The 20,453-nt window shown below is 67.8% G+C and carries 19 protein-coding genes; 3 read left to right on the top strand and 16 right to left on the bottom strand.

The features are described from left to right. Nucleotides 1-618 (bottom strand): TetR/AcrR family transcriptional regulator, encoded by a 618-nt coding sequence (locus tag E1261_RS03220; protein WP_132401531.1) that lies wholly within the window; start codon nt 616-618, stop codon nt 1-3. Nucleotides 619-714: 96 nt separating this feature from the next. Here E1261_RS03220 and E1261_RS03215 point away from each other — a divergent pair, with 96 nt between their 5' ends. Continuing rightward, entirely contained in the window at nt 715-2,457 is a 1,743-nt protein-coding gene (locus E1261_RS03215; protein ID WP_132401528.1) for an ABC transporter ATP-binding protein, read from the top strand. On the opposite strand, the gene E1261_RS03210 is transcribed toward E1261_RS03215, so the two are convergent. From E1261_RS03210 to E1261_RS03140, 15 genes are all read right to left on the bottom strand, one after another. After that, nucleotides 2,445-3,458: a DUF4037 domain-containing protein gene (locus E1261_RS03210; RefSeq protein ID WP_132401525.1), complete on the bottom strand. Its 1,014-nt coding sequence runs from the start codon at nt 3,456-3,458 to the stop codon at nt 2,445-2,447. The two genes, E1261_RS03215 and E1261_RS03210, sit on opposite strands and share 13 nt — an antisense overlap. Nucleotides 3,459-3,469: 11 nt before the next feature. Further along, nucleotides 3,470-3,871, bottom strand: coding sequence for a TIGR03668 family PPOX class F420-dependent oxidoreductase (locus tag E1261_RS03205; RefSeq protein ID WP_132401522.1), 402 nt, complete (start codon nt 3,869-3,871; stop codon nt 3,470-3,472). Continuing rightward, complete coding sequence (locus E1261_RS03200) at nt 3,868-5,463, bottom strand: phytoene desaturase family protein (protein ID WP_132401519.1); 1,596 nt, start codon at nt 5,461-5,463, stop codon at nt 3,868-3,870. The genes E1261_RS03205 and E1261_RS03200 overlap by 4 nt, the downstream gene beginning before the upstream one ends. Nucleotides 5,464-5,528: 65 nt before the next feature. Further along, nucleotides 5,529-5,780: a type II toxin-antitoxin system RelE family toxin gene (locus E1261_RS03195; RefSeq protein WP_132401516.1), complete on the bottom strand. Its 252-nt coding sequence runs from the start codon at nt 5,778-5,780 to the stop codon at nt 5,529-5,531. After that, nucleotides 5,777-6,031: a type II toxin-antitoxin system Phd/YefM family antitoxin gene (locus E1261_RS03190; RefSeq protein WP_132401513.1), complete on the bottom strand. Its 255-nt coding sequence runs from the start codon at nt 6,029-6,031 to the stop codon at nt 5,777-5,779. The genes E1261_RS03195 and E1261_RS03190 overlap by 4 nt, the downstream gene beginning before the upstream one ends. A gap of 214 nt (nt 6,032-6,245) precedes the next feature. After that, the gene (locus tag E1261_RS03185) at nt 6,246-7,067 is read right to left on the bottom strand and encodes an HpcH/HpaI aldolase/citrate lyase family protein (protein WP_132401510.1); all 822 of its coding nucleotides are present in this window, start codon (nt 7,065-7,067) and stop codon (nt 6,246-6,248) included. Between the two features lie 15 nt (nt 7,068-7,082). Beyond that, nucleotides 7,083-8,270, bottom strand: a complete 1,188-nt coding sequence (locus tag E1261_RS03180) for a CaiB/BaiF CoA transferase family protein (protein WP_132401507.1) — start codon at nt 8,268-8,270, stop codon at nt 7,083-7,085. Then, entirely contained in the window at nt 8,267-10,270 is a 2,004-nt protein-coding gene (locus tag E1261_RS03175; RefSeq protein WP_132401504.1) for an SUMF1/EgtB/PvdO family nonheme iron enzyme, read from the bottom strand. Before E1261_RS03175 ends, E1261_RS03180 begins: the two co-directional genes overlap by 4 nt. Continuing rightward, nucleotides 10,267-11,166: a ribokinase gene (locus E1261_RS03170; RefSeq protein WP_132401501.1), complete on the bottom strand. Its 900-nt coding sequence runs from the start codon at nt 11,164-11,166 to the stop codon at nt 10,267-10,269. The genes E1261_RS03175 and E1261_RS03170 overlap by 4 nt, the downstream gene beginning before the upstream one ends. Continuing rightward, a complete protein-coding gene (locus E1261_RS03165; protein WP_132401498.1) occupies nt 11,156-12,445 on the bottom strand; it encodes an ADP-ribosylglycohydrolase family protein in 1,290 nt (429 codons plus the stop codon). Before E1261_RS03165 ends, E1261_RS03170 begins: the two co-directional genes overlap by 11 nt. Further along, complete coding sequence (locus E1261_RS03160) at nt 12,442-13,584, bottom strand: ADP-ribosylglycohydrolase family protein (RefSeq protein WP_132401495.1); 1,143 nt, start codon at nt 13,582-13,584, stop codon at nt 12,442-12,444. Before E1261_RS03160 ends, E1261_RS03165 begins: the two co-directional genes overlap by 4 nt. Next, nucleotides 13,584-14,855 carry an ABC transporter substrate-binding protein gene (locus E1261_RS03155; protein WP_132401493.1) on the bottom strand — a complete coding sequence of 424 codons (1,272 nt, stop codon included), beginning with the start codon at nt 14,853-14,855 and terminating at the stop codon, nt 13,584-13,586. The genes E1261_RS03160 and E1261_RS03155 overlap by 1 nt, the downstream gene beginning before the upstream one ends. A gap of 21 nt (nt 14,856-14,876) precedes the next feature. After that, entirely contained in the window at nt 14,877-15,710 is an 834-nt protein-coding gene (locus tag E1261_RS03150) for a carbohydrate ABC transporter permease (protein ID WP_132401490.1), read from the bottom strand. A 14-nt stretch (nt 15,711-15,724) separates the two neighbouring features. Further along, nucleotides 15,725-16,618: a carbohydrate ABC transporter permease gene (locus tag E1261_RS03145; protein ID WP_132401487.1), complete on the bottom strand. Its 894-nt coding sequence runs from the start codon at nt 16,616-16,618 to the stop codon at nt 15,725-15,727. Then, on the bottom strand, nt 16,615-17,616 hold the full coding sequence (locus E1261_RS03140; protein WP_132401484.1) for a LacI family DNA-binding transcriptional regulator: 1,002 nt from the start codon (nt 17,614-17,616) through the stop codon (nt 16,615-16,617). The genes E1261_RS03145 and E1261_RS03140 overlap by 4 nt, the downstream gene beginning before the upstream one ends. A gap of 160 nt (nt 17,617-17,776) precedes the next feature. Between E1261_RS03140 and E1261_RS03135 the strand changes: the two genes are divergently transcribed. Both E1261_RS03135 and E1261_RS03130 read left to right on the top strand, forming a co-directional pair. Then, nucleotides 17,777-19,093: an MFS transporter gene (locus E1261_RS03135; protein ID WP_132401481.1), complete on the top strand. Its 1,317-nt coding sequence runs from the start codon at nt 17,777-17,779 to the stop codon at nt 19,091-19,093. Further along, on the top strand, nt 19,090-20,229 hold the full coding sequence (locus E1261_RS03130) for an LLM class flavin-dependent oxidoreductase (protein ID WP_132401478.1): 1,140 nt from the start codon (nt 19,090-19,092) through the stop codon (nt 20,227-20,229). The genes E1261_RS03135 and E1261_RS03130 overlap by 4 nt, the downstream gene beginning before the upstream one ends. Nucleotides 20,230-20,453: the final 224 nt, after the last annotated feature.

Raw genomic sequence — 20,453 nt, 5'->3', positions numbered from 1 at the left:
TCACCCCTTCCCGGGTTCACCAGCTGTGCCAGGAGCCAGCATTCCGGTCTCCAGGGTCTGCAGGAGGATCCCGGGAGCGGCGTACCGGGTGATTTCACCTTCGGCGACCGCCTCGCAGGCGATGTAGACCGACCACCAGAGCATGCGGTTGATCCAGGCAGGTGGGAGCGATTGCGCGAAGACGCCGTCGGCGTGCCCGCGGGCGATCAGGCCCTCCATCGGCTTGCCGATCTGGTCGAGCCGGGCGAAATAGTCCTGCACCCAGGGGGCCGGCTCGGGCGTACCGAAGCTCGGCTCGTTGAAGAGGAAGAACAGCCGCGGCCCCAGCTCGAACCAGCCGGCGATCAGCCGCTGGAAGGCGAGCCGCGGCGGGCCTTCGTCCAGATCCGCCTCCTGGATGGTTCGCTCGACCAGCTCCAGCAGGTCGTCGGCCATCGCCCGGATCAGCGCCTCGCGATCCGGGAAGTACCGGTGCAGCGTGCTCCGGGCGACCTTGGCCTCGGCCGCGATCTCGCCGAGCGACGCGTTCCGCCGCCGCCCGTACACGACCGCCGCGGCCTCCAGGATCGCCCGCCGGGTCCGGCTCCGGGTCCCCGACTCCGCAGTACTTTCCGCCATGAGCAGCACTGTAGCTCGATCAGTCGCCGTTGTTTATTTATAGGACACGCTTGTCCCATTCGGCTACTCTGGTGATTCGGTCGAGGGGAGAACGGGATGAAGCCCGAACGCTGGCAGAACCTGCGGATGTTGTGGTCGTTCGTCCGTCCGCACCGGCGGACGCTGATGGTGGGGATGGTGCTCGGACTCGGTACGACGGCGGCCGCGCTGGCGACGCCGATGGTGTCGAAGTCGGTGCTGGACGGGTTGGCGGCGTCGTCGCCGATCGCACCGCTCGTCGGGCTCCTGGTCGGGCTGCTGGTGATCAGCTCGGGGCTCGGGCTGGTGCAGTGGATCCTGCTGGGGCGGATGGGCGAGCGGGTCGTGCTCGACGCACGGAGTTCGATGGTGCGGCGGTTGCTGCGGGTCCGGGTCGGCGAGCTGGCCGGCAAGTCACCAGGTGAGCTCGTCACGAGGGTCACCTCGGACACTGTGCTGCTGCGGGAGGCGGCTGCGTCGAGCCTGGTGCAGCTGGTGAACGGCGTGATCACGCTGATCGGATCGTTGGTCCTGATGGCCCTGCTCGATTGGGTGCTGTTGGCAACGACCCTGGGAGCGCTGGCCCTGGTCGGGGTGATCGTGGCGTTGCTGATGCCGCCGATGGCGAAGGCGCAGGAGCAGGCCCAGGGAGCGGTCGGCCGGCTCGGCGGTGCACTGGAGGGCGCGCTGCGGGCGATCCGAACCGTGAAGGCGAGCCGGGCCGAGCACCGCGAGAGCGAGCGGGTGATCGTCGAGGCGACCGAGTCCGCGCGGCAGAGCGTCCGCGCGGTCCGGTACGAGGCGGTCGCGATGACCGTGGCTGGCTTCGGGATCGGGCTCGCGACTTTGCTGATCCTCGGCCTCGGTGCCTGGCGGGTCAGCGAGGGGCTGCTGGCCGTCTCCGGTCTCGTCGCGTTCCTGCTGTACACGTTCCAGCTGATGGAGCCGGTGTCCACGCTGACCACGACGGTCAGTTCGCTCCAGTCCGGGATCGCGGCGGCGACCCGGATCCGCGAGGTCGACGCGCTCGAACTCGAACCCGCCGACGCGACGGGCGAACGCCGTACCAACAGGGACTTGAACCGATCGGCGCTCAGCTTCGAAGCGGTGACCGCGCGCTACGCACCGGGCTCGGCACCGGCCTTGCACGACGTGACGCTGGAGATCCCGCGGATCGGGCACACCGCGATCGTCGGGCCGTCCGGCGCGGGCAAGACCACGATGTTCTCGCTGCTGCTGCGCTTCCTCAACCCGGACAGCGGCCGGCTCGTTCTCGACGGCGTACCGCTGGACGAGTGGTCGCTCGAGGATCTGCGCCGCCGCATCGTGTACGTCGAGCAGGACACTCCGCTGGTTCCGGGGACGCTTCGGGAGAACCTTCTCTACACCCACCAGGACGCCGACGAAGCCACCCTGTGGGAGGCGCTCCGCGCAGTCCGGCTCGACGAGCGGGTCCGCCAACTGCCCTCCGGGCTGGATACTTTGCTGTCCACGGCCGTCATTTCCGGTGGCGAGCGGCAGCGGATCGCGTTGTCTCGCGCTCTGGTCAGTACGCCGGAGATCCTGCTGCTCGACGAGGCGACCGCCCAGCTCGACGGCCTGACCGAGGCTGCGGTGCACGAGGTGATCGCCCGGGTCGCGCAGACCGGGGCCGTCCTCACGATCGCGCACCGGCTGTCCACGGTCATCGACGCCGATCAGATCGTCGTACTGGAATCCGGCTCGATCCGTGCCCGAGGCACCCATCAGGAACTGCTGGCCACCGACAGCCTGTACCGCGACCTGGTCGCGGCGCTCCGGATCGCGACTCAGGTTGCGTAGACGTCGATCAGTCGCCGGTACGCCGATGGGTTGCTGAGCAGATCGGTGTTGTCGGCGAACTGATCGACCGTCCCGATCGACGGCAACGCCAGTAGCCCGGAGTCGGTCACCGTTGCCAGGCACGCAGCCGCGAACCGGTCGGCGCCGAGCACCAGCGCCGGCCGCTCGTGGAACGGTCGCGGCGTCGGGTCGACGGCCGGGGTGATCGCCAGCGCGTTGTGCCGCTCCCCCAGCAGCTGATAGCCGGTCGTCAGTGCTTGCTCTCGGGCAGGATAGTTGTCGGCGGCAACTACGTCGGCCAGTACGCGGTTCAACCCGTCCGCATGATCGAGCTGCGCGAACGCCGTACCCAACCATTTCGAGTACGGCGCGTAGGCCCGCGACTGCAGGAGCGCGAGCCGCATCAGGTCTCGGGTCAGCCTGGCCGCGAGCACGCGCGAGCCCAGTTCGTCGCCGACCTCGTGGGTGCGTTGGACGAACGTCTCCTCCTGGCCGATTCGCGACCATTGGCACGCCATCGACCAGCGCCAGATCTCGTCCGGATACCACTGCAGCCTCGCGCGAACCGGCTCGAGCCGCCCGTCATCGGCGTACACCGGACCGGCGACAACCTCCAGCAACTTCTGCTGCGGCGTGATCAGCCAATCCGTGGTGCTGGTGGTGGAGGCGTCGAACCCGAGCAGACCGACGAGCCAGTCGCTGAGCGTCGTGACCGTGATGTGGTGGATCGGCTCCTGCGTATCCCACCCGAACCGCACCGGATGCCCGTCGTACGAGTCGGGCAGCGCCTGCTCGATCGCGTCGCGCACCTTCGCCGGCTCGTCCACGAACACCTGCAGTCGCGGTCCCCAGCCGTGATCCATCGACCGGGCGGTGTCGTACCCGAGGACATCCGATCCCCAGCCGAGCAAGCCCGCAGCATGCGGTACGTCGACCACCGGCCGAATCACGTCCTCGTAGAACGCCGCACTGAGCTCCCGAGCCGATCTGAATCCAGTCACCCGGCCATCATTCAGGCGAAGGACCAGCCGCTCCAGCGATTTATCCGTACGACGATCACTGGCCCCTGCGGCGGGTTGTCGACGTACTGCGGGTACTTCGTCACCAGCGACTCGACCGCCTCGTTCTGCACGCGGGCGGTTCCGTCGGCGCGGACCCACCAGAGTTGGGTCCAGTCGTCATCGTCGTACTCGTCGACCAGCAACGTGACCGCGGGGTTGGCTGCGATGTTGCGCAGGCGCCGGAGGTTCAAGGTGGTCTTCGGCTTGTGGTCGATCGCGATGAACACTTCGTCGCCGGCCACCGCGAACGTCACTGGCACCAGATGCGGCACCCCGTCAGCCCCGACCGTCGCGAGCCGAGCCACGCGCGCGGCAGCGAACCGGGAGCGGCAGGTCGACTCGGGCAGGTTCACTTCTGCAGGCGGCGCAGCGCGGCTGCCGGGATCGACCGCGTGACCGGGCCGAGCAGGGACGCGTCGCGCAACGCCGTACGGGCGGCAAGATGACCGCACGCGCCGTGGACGCCGCCGCCAGGGTGAATCGCCGAGCTGCCCAGATACAGACCGCTGACGAAGGTGCGCGGGCTGCCGAGACCGATTGTCGGCCGGAAGATCAACTGCTGCTGGAGCTGCATCGTGCCACCGCCAAGCGCACCGTAGCCCAGCGCGGCGTTCCCCGCCTCGAGCACGCTCGGCCTCTGCAGCTCCCGATCGATGATCAACGCACCGAAGCCCGGCGCGAACCGCTCGATCGCACGCTCCATCCGGCCGGCCAGCTTCTCCGCCGACTCATCGTCGGCCACGCCGCGCGGCAGATGCGCGTACGCCCAGACGGCCTCAGTACCCGCAGGCGATCGCGAGGGATCCGACTTCGTCGTCTGCCCGATCAGCAAGAACGGTTGCGACGGCAGGCGCCCGGTATCCAGGTCGGCCGCCAGATGCACCAGCTCATCGGCCGTGCCACCGAGGTGCACCACCCCGGCCGACCGCGCCTCGGCCGCCTTCCACGGGATCGCCCCACTGAGCCGGAAGTTCAACTTCACTGTCGGGTAGTCCCACTCGAACCGCTCATCCAGATCCCGCCGCAACCCGGCCGGGATAGTTGCCTCCGACAACAGACCGTCGTACAGGGCAGGTGCCGAGGTGTCCGCGATCACTGCCCGCTCCACCGCGACCCGCTCCCCCGAAGCAGTCAGTACGGCGGTCGCCCGCCCACCGCTCACCTCGACCGAGGTCGCCGGCATCGACGCAGCGAACAGCACACCCGCCCGCTCGGCCCGAGCCACCAGCGCACCGGAGAACGCACTCGATCCACCGACTGCCACCGGATACCCAACATCCTGCGCGAGCATCGCCAGCAACCAGCCCATCGTGCCGCTGACACTGCCCGACAACGGCGCGTCGGCATGCAGCGCATTCCCAGCCAGCAACGCAGCACCTCGCGGACCGGCGAACAGCTCCTTGCCCATCCGATGCATCGGCATCGCCATGAACCGCGCGAACCGCAACAGCTCCCCGGCCGACCCGAGCTTGCGGACCAGCTTGATCGCCGGCGACACCGGCGGCCACGTCGTGAGCAGCGACTTCAACAGCGGCTCACGAAGCGCGACGTACTGCTGGTAGAGCCGCAACCACGCTTCGCCATCACCCGGATGCTCAGCGCCGACCGACTTCGCGGTGTCCTCGGGGTCAGGGTGGATCGCCACCGCCGTCCCGTCCTCCGCATCCAGCAGATGCGCCAGCGGCAGCGGCGCGTGCCCCCACTTCAGCCCGAACCGCTCAAGCTCAAGCGCCCGGATCACCGGTGACGCGACCCCAAGCGGATAGTTCGAGCTGAAACGGTCGCTGACCCAGCCGTCACTGGAGGTGGACCGCACCGCACCACCAAAGGTGTCCGCGGCCTCCAGCACCAGCACGTCCCACCCGGCATCGGCCAACCCGATCGCGCTCACCAGCCCGTTCGGCCCCGAACCGATCACCACAGCATCAACACTGCGCGGCAACATGCCTACGACCTTAACTCGCCTACCCGCGGATAGAGGTGATCCCCCACCCGCGGAGGTGGTGGCTCTCAGCCGAGTTGACCGGCGTGGATGACGACGATCACGACGGAACTGGCATAGATGTCGTAGAGGACGCGGAACCGGCCGACATCGAGGCGGCGTATCCCGGGCGATCCGAACTCCACCGACCAATCCGGCCGCGGCTCGTCTGCGAGCGTGTCGATCGCGGCCATGAGCTGCTCGAGCCCGTCGGGATCCTCCTCGAGGTATCCCGCGGCCTGATCCAGAGCACGTTCGCTCCAGACGACCTGATAGGTCACGCCTGGCTCATGCCAAGACGGCGCCTAACCTCCTCGTGCGGGACAGTCTGCACCTGCCCCGTCGCCTTCGCGGCCTGATACAACGCGACCGCCAACTGGTCCTCGAGGTCGGCCAACTCCTGAGCCGAGATGATCACCGCGGCAGCCTCGCCGTGATCGGTGATCGTCGTCCGTTCGCGACGAGTCGAGGCCCGGCGCACCAGCGACCCAAGCTGGCCGCGAGCCTCAGTAATCGGCAAAGTGACACTCATGTACAGAACTGTACACTTCATGACCCAGCACTGGACAGGCCCGGCTGGGCCGCCGGTTGCTCGCCGCTGCTGCCGGCTTTACCGAGGGGGTGTGGACACCACGTGGTGGGCGTGAACAAGTAATGACCTGTTCACACCCACCAGTTCCTGTTCAAACCCCAGTTGCTGACGGGCATGACGGCAAGTCACCCCACACATCGAGCAGACGAGCCGGTTATGACCTGTGGGCGATTTCGCGGGCGAGGGTTGTTAGCTCTTGGGCTCGGCCGATCATGGCGGGGTCGGCCATTCGGCCGTCGGGGAGGACGGTTACGCCGCCGGCGGAGACGCCTGCCTTCTCGACGGCGGCCAGTAGGTCAGCCGCTTCGGCGAGCTGGATGGCGGTTGGGGTGAAGGACTCCAGGATTGTTGGTAGCTGGCGGGGGTGGATGGCCATTCGGCCGACGAAGCCGAGGGCGCGGCCTTCCAGGCTGGTACGGCGGAGGCCGTCGGTGTCGTCGACGCGGGGGTGGACGGACATCATCGGGGCGCCGAGTCCGGCCGCTCGGGATGCGGACACGAGCCGGCCGCGGGCCCAGGCCAGGCCCTCCGAACCGTCTACGCCGAGTGAGCTGCGGAGGTCGGCCTCGCCCAGGGCGACGGCGACCACCCGCGGATCCGCGGTGGCGATCTCGAAGGCTCGCTCCAGGCCGAGCGGTGACTCGATCAGGGCAGTAATGCTTGCCGACGGCACCTGTTCGAGGATGCGCAGTACCTCGGCCGCGCTCTCCACCTTCGGCACGCGCAGCCGGATCTCCGGTACGGCGGCCACCGCGGCCAGGTCGTCCGCGTGCCATGGTGTCCCGGGCGCGTTCACCCGAAGCTCCGAGCCAACCCCGTGGGCAGCAATCCAGGCAACCGCCCACTCGCGCGCCGCCACCTTCGCATCGACCGGTACGGCGTCCTCCAGGTCGAACACGACCAGATCGGGGCCCGCGGCAACGGCTTTCGCAAAGCGATCCGGCCGATTCGCCGGCACGTACAACCCAGTCAGCACACGTTCCCCCAAAACCTAGACGACGCCCGCTGCCCTCAGTGCAGCAAGCTGTTCCGGCGAGACCCCGATCTCCGCCAGCACCTCGTCGGTGTTCGCACCATGCCGCCGTCCCGCCCAGCGGATCGCCCCCGGCGACTCCGACAGCCGGAACAGCACGTTCTGCATCTGCACCGACCCACCCAGCTCATCGTCGTCAACGGCAACGATCGTCTGCAGAGCGGCGTACTGCGGATCAGCAACGATCCCCCGAATGTCGTGCACCGGCCCGACCGCGGCCTCAGCCTTCTCGAACGCGTCCATCACCTGGTCGAGCGGCCGCGCAGCGATCCACGATCCAACCGCCTCATCCAGCTCATCCGCATGCTCAGCACGCTCGCGCCCGGTCGCAAACCACGGCTCCGCGACCAGATCAGGACGCCCCACCAACGTGAGCACCCGCTCGGCGATGCTCTGCGAACTCGTGGACACCGCCACCCACCGACCGTCCATGGTCCGGTACACATTGCGCGGCGCGTTGTTCGACGAGCGATTCCCCAGCCGCGGCTGCACGTACCCGGTCTGCTGGTACGCCGTGATCCCGCCACCCAGCATCATCAGAATCGGCTCGATGATCGCCATGTCGATCACCTGCCCGGCCCCCGACCGATCCCGCTCGCGCAGCGCCACCAGTACGGCGTACGCGGTGGCCAGCGCGGTGATCCCGTCCGCGAGCCCGAACGGCGGCAGCGTCGGCGGACCGTCCGGCTCACCGGTCACAGCCGCGAACCCACTCATTGCCTCGGCCAACGATCCGAACCCGGGGCGCCCGGACCACGGCCCGACCTGCCCGAACGCCGTCACCCGCGCAATCACCAGCCGCGGATTCGCCTCCAGCAGCACGTCCGGCCCGAGACCCCAGCGCTCCAACGTCCCCGGCCGGAAGTTCTCCACCAGTACGTCGTTCCGCCGTACCAGCTCGAGAAAAACCTCAGAGCCCTGAGAAAGGTCGAGCGTCGCGAGCCGCTTGTTCCGGCCGAGCGTCTTGAACCACAGCCCGACGCCATCCTTCGACGCACCATGAGTGCGGGCCGCATCCGGTCGCACAGGGTGCTCGATCTTGGTGACATCGGCCCCGAAGTCACCCAGGAACGTCGCCGCCAGCGGGCCCGCGAACAGCGTCGCCGCCTCGAGCACCTTCACCCCGTCGAGAGGAGCAGGCCTCATCCCGCACACCTGAAGCCGATGGTCTCCGACCGGTCGAGACCACCACCGGTCAGCACCAACTTGAAGCTCACTTCCGGTTCCTGCGGCCCACCGTCGGCGTACCAATCGGAGCCCTGGGCAACATAATGCGAGCCGCCCTTCAGGATGCAGAACCGGCTGCGGCCGTCACGGTGTTCGCTCTCGGTCAGGTTCCAGACCAGCGGCTCGGCGCGGACGAATCCGTCCAGCCCGGCCGCGACCTGCCACTCGTCCTCGGTCGGCAGCCGCCCGCCGCGCCAGGCCGCATAGGCCCGCGCATCCGGCAGATCGACGTACGTCACCGGCTGGTCGAGAGTCCCGGCCGCCGGCGCACCATCAACCCAGTGGGCCAGGAACCGGTTCGAGATCAGCGGCCGATACCCAGTCGCTGTCAGGAACTCGAAATACTCGCCGTTGGTCACCTCGGAGACCGCCACCGAGATCCCCGGCAGAGACACCTCGCGCGTCACCGTGCGGATGTCATGCAGGCGAGGAGGCAACGGCTTCCACTCGTCCACGTACGGCGCCTGGTCGTACAGCCCGGTCTCCCGCCGCCGATGCCGCACGGTCAGCACACAAGGCCCAGCCGGTACGTCGACCGCCGGCCCGATCGACGCCGTACCGGCAGTTGTCGTACTGGCGGGTGTTGGCACCGGCAACCGTTCGGCCGGCCGCATCGGGAAGGCGGAGTCGGAATCGTGCGGACGTGGCATCGTTCCCAGCTTGCGGGCCGTCGTCCGGCAGCTCGCTCCCGCGGTCGCGCCGACCCGGACGATGCCGGTCACCCCACGACCCGGTACGACGAGGTGCACGCCGTCGTCGGTCGCCGTGATCGGCACGCCCGACGTGACGTCGTACCAGTCGCCGACCTGATCCTCCGACCGCAGCACGATGCCTTCGAAGTCGTCCTCATGACGGTTGATCAGCGTCCAGAACGTGATGTCCTGCAGGTCGAACCGCGAACCGTAGATGCCGTGCACCCGGGCCTTGTCCGGGATCTCCGGGGTCAGCTGGATCCAGTCGCCGTCGATCAGCACCGGAGCGAACGCGCGCTGCGCGGTCACCATCCGGCGAAGGGTCGCGCGGTCGCGGGCGCTCCAGCCGACCCAGCTGGAGAACACCGACTCCCAGACCAGGATGCCGACGCCGTTGATCCACGCGGACTGCAGCTCGGCGCTGTGATCGCGGTGCCAGCGGCGCGTGTGGTGCATCATGTGCCGACGCTCGAACAAGTGCGCACGCAGCACACCGGGTGCGTGCGTGTCGGCGAACCACTGCGCCCACGACAGCGCGTGATCGCTGACCCTTGCCATCGGCAACCGTGACTCACCCTCGAGTGCGATCGCCGGATTGGCTGCCCGCAACGCCCGGGTAAGGACCGGGTCGCCTTCCTTCAACGTGTCCAGGAAGACCCCGTCGACGTCATAGTCCTTGACCAGTGAAGCGAACTCCTCGGCGTCCGACCGGGCAGCCCGCCGCGTCCCGACATCCCAGGGGTTGTAGTCGAAGAAAACCTTCACACCAAGGCGATGCAGCTCGTCGATCAGCTCGCGCAGCCCGGGCACGTCACGGTAGAAGTCGAACTGGTTCCGCGAGTCGATCCCGATCACCGGGTACGCGTGCCACAACACGATCGCGTCATGCCCGCCGAACTGCTCGACCCCGTGCCGGACGAATTTCTCCGGGGTGAACCGGCCGGTCGAGACGTCGTACAGCAGGTCGTCCCAGAGCCAGACGAGCGCCACCGAGTACGCCGTCTGGGTCCACTCGCGACCGGGGGTTTCGTACTGGGAGCCGTCGTACGGCGACCGCTCGTACGACCCGATCAGCCACTCGGCCAGCTTGGCGCGCCAGCGCGGCAGCTCCGCCGGGTCATCGGGCGCACCGAGGATCTTCGCGTCGTCGAGAAAGGACAGATCGGCCCGGAACGCCAGATCTACCCGGGCGGGCAGATCGATGGGCCGCGGTTCGAGCGGACTCACAGATACACCTCCGCATAACGCGCGTCGATCGCATCCCCGTGAGGCACCGAGGCGATTGCTCCCGCGGTCTGAACACTCAGTGAAGCAGCAACGTTAGCGCGTCGGACCGCATTCGTCAGGTCGCGGGGTGTAATCGGCTCGATGGCTGACACAGAAGACAAGGTTGCCGCGAGCACCCCGCAGAAGGTGTCCCCCGCGGCCGTGGTGTCGACCACCTCGACCGGTACGCCGGGGACCGTGATCTCGTCGTTGCCGCGGGTCAGGATCACCGCGCCGGCGCCGCCGAGCGTGACCACCGCGGCCGGAACCAGCTTCAGCAACGCGGCCCGGTCCGGACCGGCGATCACCTCGGCCTCACTCTCGTTCACCACGAGCAGGTCGATGTCGGCGAGCAGCGCACTCGGCAACTCGGCCGCCGGAGCCGCGTTCAGGATGAAGTACGAACTGGTCGCCGCGGCCTCCTGGACGGTCTCCATCGGGATCTCCAGCTGGGCCAGCACGATCTTGGCGCCGCCGATGACGTGGGCGGCCTCCGGGGTCAGCGCCAGCTCGCCGTTGGCGCCCGGGGCGACCACGATCGAATTCTCACCACTCGCCTCGACCGTGATGATCGCCGTACCGGTCGGGGCGTCAGAGGTCGTCGCCAGCGACAGGTCGACGCCGGCGCCGGTCAGCGTGTCGCGGAGCAGCGCGCCACCGTCGTCGGCTCCGAGCGACACGACCATGGCCGTCTGTGCACCAGCCCGCGCGCTCGCCGCCGCCTGGTTGGCGCCTTTGCCGCCGGGGCCTCGGGTCATCACGCCCGCGAGCACGGTTTCGCCGGGGCGCGGGATGCGTTGCACGGGGAGCACCAGGTCCACGTTCGCACTGCCCACCACGACAACGTCAGGCTCCACCCCGGGCCACCTCCACAGTCCTGTCCGCCAGTTCGTCGAATGCGATTCGGTCCAGCCCCGGCAGGCTGGTGGCCAGCCGGTTCTTCAGTGGTACAGACCACTCTGCCGGAACTCCCCGGACGGCACCAAATACGGCACCGACCGTCGCACCCACGGAGTCCGTGTCCCACCCTGCCATGACGGAGCGGCCAACTGCCGTCGTGAAGTCGGGCGCCGTGAGCGCATATCCGGTCAGTGCCGAATTGTTCACGGCATGTACCCAGTGCAAACCTCCGTACTCCTCGTGCAGCGCATCGAGTGCTTCGTCGAGCGGGTGATCGGCCAGCGCGAGGCCGAACCGGACCGCGCGGGAGATCGCACCGTCCACCGGGATCACCTCGAGCCCGGCGAGCGCAACCTCGATCGGCGAGTCGAGCGCCATCGCCGCGGCTGACATCGCGGCCACCCACAACGCGCCGTCCACCCCCGCTCCGGTGTGACTCAGCCGGGCGTCGACCAGCGCGAGCCGGGCGGCCGCCGTACGGTCGCCGGGGTGCGTCCAGCCGTAGACGTCGGTGCGGATCTGCGCGCCGATCCACTCGCGGAACGGGTTGCCGACAACGGCCGCCCGGGCCGGCTCGGCGCCGTTCAGAAGATTGCGGTAGGCAACGCGTTCGGCGGTGAAGACCCGGGCGGCCGGGAGGTCCCGCAACCAGGTCTGGGCAACATCTTCGGTGGTCAGGGCATCGCCGTACTGTTCGAGCATCCGCAGCGCAAGGAGGGCGAAGTTGAGGTCGTCGTCCTCCGGCATCCCGTCGATGACCTCGCGGAGACTGGTCGGTGCGGAGGTCCGGTTCCACGGCCAGCGTTGCAGGATCTCGTCCGGTACGCCGACGGCCGTCACGTACTGCGTGAGCGGCCACTGGCCGGACGACTGCAGGATCTCGCGGATCCCCTCGCGGGGAATCTTCTCCACCGGCTTGCCCAGCAGGTTCCCGGCGGCCCGCCCGAGCCAGGCGTCCGCGATGCGATCGGTCGATGCTTCGAGCCGTGGCAACTGCGGGATCTCGGGCTCGATCCATACCGGGGTCCGCGCATCCAGCTCCGCGATGAGGTCACGCGCCAAGGCGCGTAGTTCCGAACTCGCGGGCTTGTCGGATGCGCCCGAGACCGGTGCCTCGGTCGCCCCACCAGCCTTCCGCCAGCGGGCCTCGACGTCTGCGACCTCGACGCCTTCCGACCGGGACTGAACCAGCTGATGCGGCAGCAGGTCCTCCGGCTGCACCCAGGTCAATCTCATTGGGTCAGATTCTCCAGTACTTCGGTCCGCCGCGCCCATCGACGCGCATCAGCTTCGTGCAGGTCGCGAGCCACCGACGCCATCAGCACGCCCGGCCGGACGAGGTCGGTCCGGCTCGCCTCGGCGATCTCACTCGCCCAATCCTCCGGTACGCCGCTCAGTCCGCCGAGGGCACCCGTGATCGCACCGGCCATCGACGCGATCGAGTCCGCGTCCCGGCCATAGTTCGTGCCGCCGAGGACAGCCCGCCGTACGTCGCCCTCGGAGACCAGCACGAAGCCGAGAGCAACCGGCAGCTCCTCGATCGCCTTCGTGCGGCTCGGCCGTCGGGCGTCCAGCGACTGGTCGCGATAGTCCGGCCCGACACTGTCGAAGGGCTCGATCGCCTGTCGCAGCAGGGGAATCGCTTCTTCCCAATCAGTCACGCTGCTTGCTGCCTCAGCCACGGCCTGGATGGCTTTCCGCGTGCCGTCCTTGGCTAGGGTCAGCGCCGCTTCGATCACTGTCGCAGTTGTTGCCCCAGGCACCATTGCGGCGGCGACGGCTGCCGCGAACACGCCGGCCGCCTCCCGCCCGTAGCTCGACTGGTGCGCACCGGCGACGTCGATCGCCTCGGCATAGGCACCCTGCGGATCACCGGCGTTTGCGATCCCGACCGGCGCCATGTACATGGCGGCACCACAGTTCACGATGTTGCCGACGCCGGCCTCGCGTGGGTCGACATGTCCGTAATGCAGCCGCGTGACGAGCCACTTTTCGGCCAGGAAGACGCGCTGCAGCAACAACGCATCGGTCTCCAGTTCGGGTACCCAGCGACGGCCGGTGATCATCTTCGGTACCAGCGACTCCGCGATCGCGTACGCATCCAGGTGAGTACGGCGTTCGTCGTACACCTCGACCAGTGCGTGCGTCATCAAGGTGTCGTCGGTGATGTGCCCATCGCCCTTGTGGTACGGCGCAATCGGCCGCGCGGTGCGCCAATCGTCGTACCAGGGCCCGACGATGCCGGTCACCCAGCCGCCGTGCCGCTCCCGGATCGCGGCCGGGGTCCAGCCCTCGACGGCCCCGCCGATCGCGTCACCGACGGCGGAACCGACAAGGGCACCTGTCGACTTATTACTCAGCGCATCATTGGGCATCAGCTGTTGACCTGACCCCATCCGTCGTTCAGTTTCTTGCCCAGGGCACTCAGATCGGTCTTGTTCGCCAGGTATTCCTGCAGCGCCGGCGTCGCGATCTGATCCTTCCACTTCGGGTAGTTCTCCACGCTCTGGAACGGCGCCTTGGTCAGCTCGGCACCGCTGGCCAGAGTCTGCTGCCAGCCGTCCTTGCCGCCGGTCGTCGTCAGGATCGCGTCCCGTGCCGCCTGCGTGGTCGGGATCAGCCAGTCGCCTTGGCCGACGGCGGCCAGGTTCTCGGCCTTCATGAAGTAGTCGATGAACTGCGCCGCCTGCTTGACGTTCTTGCTCTCTTCGGGCACCGACAGCGTCTGCGGGTTGGCGGCCTGCTTGGCGCTAGTGCCCTTCAGCGGCGGGAGCACCTCCCACTGGAAGCCTTTGGGGGCTTCGGCAACGATCTGCTGAGCAGCGTAGTTGCCGCCGACAACCATCGCGTACTTGCCGGCGTAGAAGCCCGGCAGCACGTCCGATCCACTCTGCGTCAGCGAGGTCGGGTCGATCGATTTGTCGGTATAGGCCATCGCGTGGATCCGCTTCGGCACCTCGAGTTCGGCGTCCCCGATGACTGCCTTGGCATCGCGTCCGGTGCCATCGAAGAACTTACCGTCGAAGTTCATCCCGAGGTTGAGGACGGTCGCGGTCGGGCTCTTCAAACCCCAGCCGAGGCCGTACTTCGATCCCGCGGTGAGCTTCTTCGCGTTGGCAGCCAGGTCGTCCCAGGTGAGCTCTTTGGACGTGCTGATCCCGGCCTGCTTCAACGCCGCGCTGTTGGCGAAGACGACGTACGACTGCAGGAGCGTCGGAGCGGCGTACACCTTGCCGTCGCTGGAGACCGTGTCCCAAACCCCTTGCGGTACGGCGTCCTTGGTCGCCTGACTCAGGTACGGCGAGAGGTCCGCGAGGTAACCCTGGTTGATGAACCCGGTGATATCGGCGGACTCGTCGTGGATGATGTCCGGCGCGGTCCCGCCCTGGAACTGGGTGACGAGCTGGTCGTGGACCGAGTCCCAGCTGCCCTGGACGTACTCGACCTGGATGTTCGGGTTGGCGGCGTTCCAGTCCGCGACGATCTTCTTCGTCGCGGCGACGGTGGTCTTCTGGAAGGCGAGACTCTGGAACTTCAGGGTCACCTTCTCCGTCGATCCGCCGCTGCCGCTGTCGCTGTTGCCGCCACAGGCTGCGAGCGTCACCAGAGCGCTTGCCGCGAGTAGTGCGGTTACTACTTTCCTCATGTGTTTCTCCTCAGGGGATCGTCAGCCCTTGACTGCACCGCTCAGCAAGCCGGAGGTCAGCCGGCGTTGCAGGAAGGCGAAGAAGACCAGGCTGGGCACCGTCGCGAGCACCGACGCGGCGGCGAGTGGGCCGAACTGCACCTGACCCTCGGCGCCGACGAAGCGGGCCAGGACCAGCGGCAGGGTTTTGAGCTCCGGGTCCTGCAACAGGACCAGAGCGAAGAAGAACTCGTTCCACGCCGAGATGAAGGTGAACATCGCCGTTGCGATCAAGCCAGGGCGAAGCAACGGCATCACGATCGCGACGATGGTCCGGATCCGGCTCGCGCCGTCCACCGCCGCCGCCTCTTCGAGCTCCCGTGGGACAGCGGCGACGTACCCCTGGAGCATCCAGAGCGCGAACGGCAGGGACCAGACCAGGTACACCAGCACCACGCCCGGGATCGTGTTCGTGAGATGCAGTGGCCGCAAGATCATGAAGAGCGGGATCACGATCAGGATCACCGGGAACACCTGGCTGACCAGGATCCAGCCGTTCGTGATCGGCCGCAGCCGGCTGCGGAACCGGGCCAGCGCATACGAGACCGGGAGCGCGACGATCAGGACCAGGATCGTGGTCAGGATCGAGATCTGCAGGCTGTTCCCGAGAGAGCGGACCAGGCCCTGTTCCTCGAGAGCGTTGGTGTAGTTCGAGAAGTCGACGTTCTTCGGGAGCAGCGTCGGCGTGATCGCGGCGAACTCGCGCGGCGACTTCAGCGAGCTGGAGATCAGCCACAGCAGCGGGAAGGCCAGGAATACCAGGTAGCCGAGAACGGCGGCGTACTGGAGAACGCGGGCCACCGGACGTGTTCTCATACCGCTCGCCTCGCTCATGCCTGGCTCCGGAGCCGATTCCGCAGGTAGAAGGCGAGGAACACGATGATCACCACGACCATCACGTCACCCATCGCCGCGGCCATTCCGAAGTTTCCGTAGCGGAAGGCCTCGTTGTACGCGAACAGCATCGGCAGCATGGTCTTGCCGCCCGGTCCGCCGGCCGTCAGCACGTAGACCAGGCCGAACGAGTTGAAGTTCCAGATCAGGTCCAGGCTTGTGATCGCGACGATCACGGTCTTGAGCTGCGGCAGCGTGATGTACCAGAACTGGCGCCAAGCGCTCGCCCCGTCGACCGCGGCCGCCTCGTAGAGCGAGCGGTCGATCCCCTGCAGGCCGGCCAGCAGGGTCACAGTCGTCATCGGCATGCCGACCCAGATTCCGACCACGATCACCGCCGGGAGCGCCGTACTGAAGTCGCCGAGGAAGTTGATCGGGTGATCGGTGAGATGCAGATCCTGGAGAACCTTGTTCACGGGGCCGTTGGTCGGGTGCAGCAGCAACCGCCACATGATCGCGACCACCACCGGCGGCATCGCCCACGGAATCAGCGCGAGTGTCCGGGCCACCCCGCGGAACTTGAGATCTGTGTTCAGCAGCAACGCGAGACCGAGCGCGGCCACGAACTGCAGGATCGTCACCGAGAGAGTCCAGATCACGCCGATCCGGAACGAGTCCCAGAACAGCTCGTTGTGCAGCAGCTTGCCGAAGTTGCCGAATCCGATGAAGTCGGTGTCGACGCGCAGCCCGGCGCGGGCGTTGGTGAAGCCGAGCGCGATGCCTCGGATCAGCGGGTAGACGCTCAGCAGCAGGACCGGCAGCAGTGCTGGCAGGAAGAGGAAGATCGCCTCCCTGTTCTGCTTCGGTCTGGCGACGGTGGCCTGGCTCATGTCGACCGCCGGACACTCAGCGACGGGTGAACGACGATCCGGCGCGGGGAGCGCTCTCCGTCCTCGATCCGGGCCAGCAGCAACTCGGCCGCCCGCCGACCACGCTCAGCCGACCCCAGGTTCACACTCGTCAGTGTCGGGAAGCACTGCTCAGCCAGCTCGCTGTCATCCATCCCGACCAGTGCCACATCATCCGGTACGGCGAGATCGGCGGCGACCAGCTCGTGCATCAGCCCGACCGCGAGCAGGTCGTTGGCCGCGATCACCGCATCGAACGCCGGCCGGTGGTCGCGAGCACCCCCGAGCAGCTCGCGACCACCCTCGCGGCCGGCCGCGAACGTGAAGTCCACCGCCTCCACCTGCGCAACAGCCCGCAGTTTGTGGGTGCGCAGCGCATCGGCGAAACCCTTCGCCCGGGCCTCCCCCGGCACCGTGTCGGCCGGCCCGTTCAGGAACGCGATCCGCCGCCGCCCCCGCGACACCAGATGCTCGACCGCCAGGGCCATCCCCTTCGGTGAGTTCGCCCGCACCGTATCCACCCCGGCCTTCGCCGGCACGTTTCCGGCCACGACCACCGGTACGTCGCACTCCTGGATCGACTTGATCAGGTCGTCGTCGACCCGCAACGGGCTGATCACCAGCCCATCGGCGTACCCACGAGCCATCCCGCGCACCAGCGCGACCTCGTCGACGATCTCCGGCCCGGTCGTCGTCACCACCAACCGGTATCCGGCCGCGGACACGACCTCCTCGACGGCCCGCATCATCGTCACGTAGACGGGGTTACCGACATCCGCCACCGCCAGTGTGAGCTGAAACGTCCGCCCCACTTTCAGCGACCGAGCCCGCGAGTCCGGCACATACCCGAGCTCGTCGACAGCACGCCGTACCCGCTCGGCCATCTCCTCGGTCGCCGGCAACCCGTTCAGCACCCGGGACACCGAAGCCACCGAGACCCCCGCGGCCCGGGCCACCCCAGCGATCGTCGGACGACTCACGGCGTACTCCTGTAATCGTTCTTGTAATCGTTTACAGAGCGACCCTAAAACGCCGCGGCGATGCCGTCAACAGCTCACATCGTGGGATCGCCACTCCCGCCCGCGAAATCCAACTAACCTCATCGACTTAATAGCCCTTGTCCACCGCCCGGGAGCTTCGATGACCGACAAACCCCCGCCCTCGCCGCGCAAGGTCGCGATCGCGGCCTGTGTCGGCGCGACTATCGAGTGGTACGACTTCTTCCTGTACGGCACTGCCGCCGGGCTGGTTTTCAACAAGCTGTTCTTCACCGGGCTGAGCGGCTCGGCGGCCACGTTCGCGTCGTTCGCGACGTTCGCGGTCGGGTTCCTGGCGCGGCCGATCGGCGGGCTGGTGTTCGGGCACTTCGGCGACAAGATCGGCCGCAAGCAGATGTTGCTGCTGACGCTGGTGATCATGGGCGTCGGCACCACGCTGATCGGTCTCCTGCCGAGCTACGACAGCATCGGCGTCTGGGCGCCGATCCTGCTAGTGGTGCTGCGGATCCTGCAAGGCATCGGCGTCGGCGGTGAGTACGGCGGCGCGGTGCTGCTCGCGGTCGAGTACGCACCGCCCGGCCGGCGCGGATTCTTCGGCAGCTTCGCGCATATCGGCGTACCGGCTGGGTTGTTCCTGGCGTCGGCCGCGTTCTCTCTGGCCAGCCTGCTGCCTGAGGACGCGTTCCTGGCCTGGGGCTGGCGGATCTGCTTCCTGGTCAGCGCGGGATTGCTTGCCATCGGCGCCTATATCCGGCTGTCGGTGCTGGAGACGCCGGCGTTCGCGAAGGTGCGCGAGCGCAAGGAGGTGTCCAGCGTCCCGCTGTTCGACCTGCTGAAGGAGCACCCGCGATCGCTGCTGCTCGGGATGGGCACGCGCTACATCGAGGGCTTCACCTTCAACCTGTTCTCGGTGTACCTGCTCTCGTACGTCGCCAATGATCTGAAGCTGCCTCGTAGTTATGCGCTGAACGGAATCGTGGTCGGCGCGTTGATCGGCGTCGCGCTGATCCCGATCGCGGGAGCGCTCTCGGACCGCGTCGGCCGAAAACCCGTGTACCGGGCCGGGACCTGGGCCGCGTTGCTGTTCGCGTTCCCGGCGGCGGCACTGGTCCAGCACGGTACGTCGGTCACCGTGTTCATCGCGCTCGCGGTCGGCGTCGGCGTACTGGACGGGGTGATCTACGGACCGCTCGCGGCGTTCTGGGCCGAACTGTTCAGCACGCGGGTGCGCTACACGGCACTGGGCGCGCTCTATCAGCTCTCCGGGATCGTCGCGTCCGGGCTGACGCCGTTGATCGCGGCGTGGCTGGTGAGTCTCGGCGGTGGCGATCTGTGGTGGCTGGCGACGTACAACGTGCTGATCGCGATCATCAGCCTGCTTTCGGCTCGGGCTCTGCCGGAGACGCTCGGCCGTTCTCTCGACTTTGACAATCGTGCTTTGGATGGAGCAGTTCGATGACCCTGACCTTCCACTGGTTCCTGCCGACCTCGGGCGACTCGCGCAATATCGTCGGCGGCGGCCACGGCGCGGACGTCGTACAGCGGGATCGGCCGGTGACCACGCGCTACCTGCGCCAGATCGTCACGGCGGCCGAGGAACTTGGGTTCGTTGGCGCATTGACGCCGACCGGGCTGTGGTGCGACGACGCTTGGTTGTCGACGGCATCTTTGCTCGACTCGACCGATCGGTTGAAGTTCCTGGTCGCGTTCCGGCCCGGGCTGCTCTCCCCCACTCTCGCTGCGCAAATGGCGACGACGTTCCAGAACCAGTCCGGTGGCCGGCTGCTGCTCAACGTGGTGACCGGTGGCGAGCCGGCCGAGCAGAAGGCGTTCGGTGACTTCCTGAGCAAGGACGAGCGGTACGCGCGGACGGACGAGTTCCTCGCGATCGTGCGGAAGCTGTGGGAGCACGGTGACCCGTTCGACTATGCAGGCAAGCATTTGCGGGTCGAGCAAGCCCGACTGGTGTCGGTACCCGACCCGACGCCACCCATCTACTTCGGCGGCTCCTCCGCTGCTGCCGGACCAGTGGCCGCCGCACACAGTGACGTCTACCTGACCTGGGGCGAACCACCGGCCGCGGTCGCGGAGAAGCTCACCTGGATCCGCAAGCTCGCGGCCGACGCCGGACGCACGGTCCGCTTCGGTATCCGGTTGCACGTCATCACCCGCGACACCTCCGAGGATGCCTGGCGAGAAGCCCGGCGGTTGCTCGACGCACTACCACCCGAAACCATCGCCCGGGTCCAGGAAGGCTTGCGGCGCAGCGAATCCGAGGGCCAGAAGCGCATGCTCGCCCTGCACGAAGGCCGCCCCGAAGACCTTGAGATCTACCCGAACCTCTGGGCCGGCGTCGGCCTCGCCCGCGGCGGAGCCGGTACGGCGCTCGTCGGCAGCCACCGCGAAGTCGCCGACCGCATCAAGGAGTACGCCGACCTGGGCATCGACGAGTTCATCCTCTCCGGCTACCCCCACCTCGAAGAAGCCTACTGGTTCGGCGAATCCGTCCTCCCCCTCCTAGCCCGAGACAACCTCTGGCACCACCCCACCGAGCCCACCCGCACCACGCAGCCCGCCGTACCGTTCGCGACGTAGCCCACGCCCGCTCTTCCTGTCCCACGCCACCACTTGTGGCCGGAGACAGGCAGTTGGGGCCGGAGACCACGCACCACAGGTCTCCGGACGTCAGAAGGTGTCTCATGCCACCAGTTATGGCCGGGGCGGCGTGGCGCCCCCGCCCGACCACGGCATCCCGGTCCCCACCACAACGTCCGAAAGACCGGAGGGCCCGCCTCCGGACGTTCGGACGTTAGCCACCG

The sequence above is a fragment of the Kribbella albertanoniae genome (genome assembly GCF_004348455.1).
In the GTDB taxonomy this organism is placed as follows: domain Bacteria; phylum Actinomycetota; class Actinomycetes; order Propionibacteriales; family Kribbellaceae; genus Kribbella; species Kribbella albertanoniae.
Note: the sequence above shows the minus strand (reverse complement) of the source record. Positions and strands in the feature narration are given on the sequence as shown.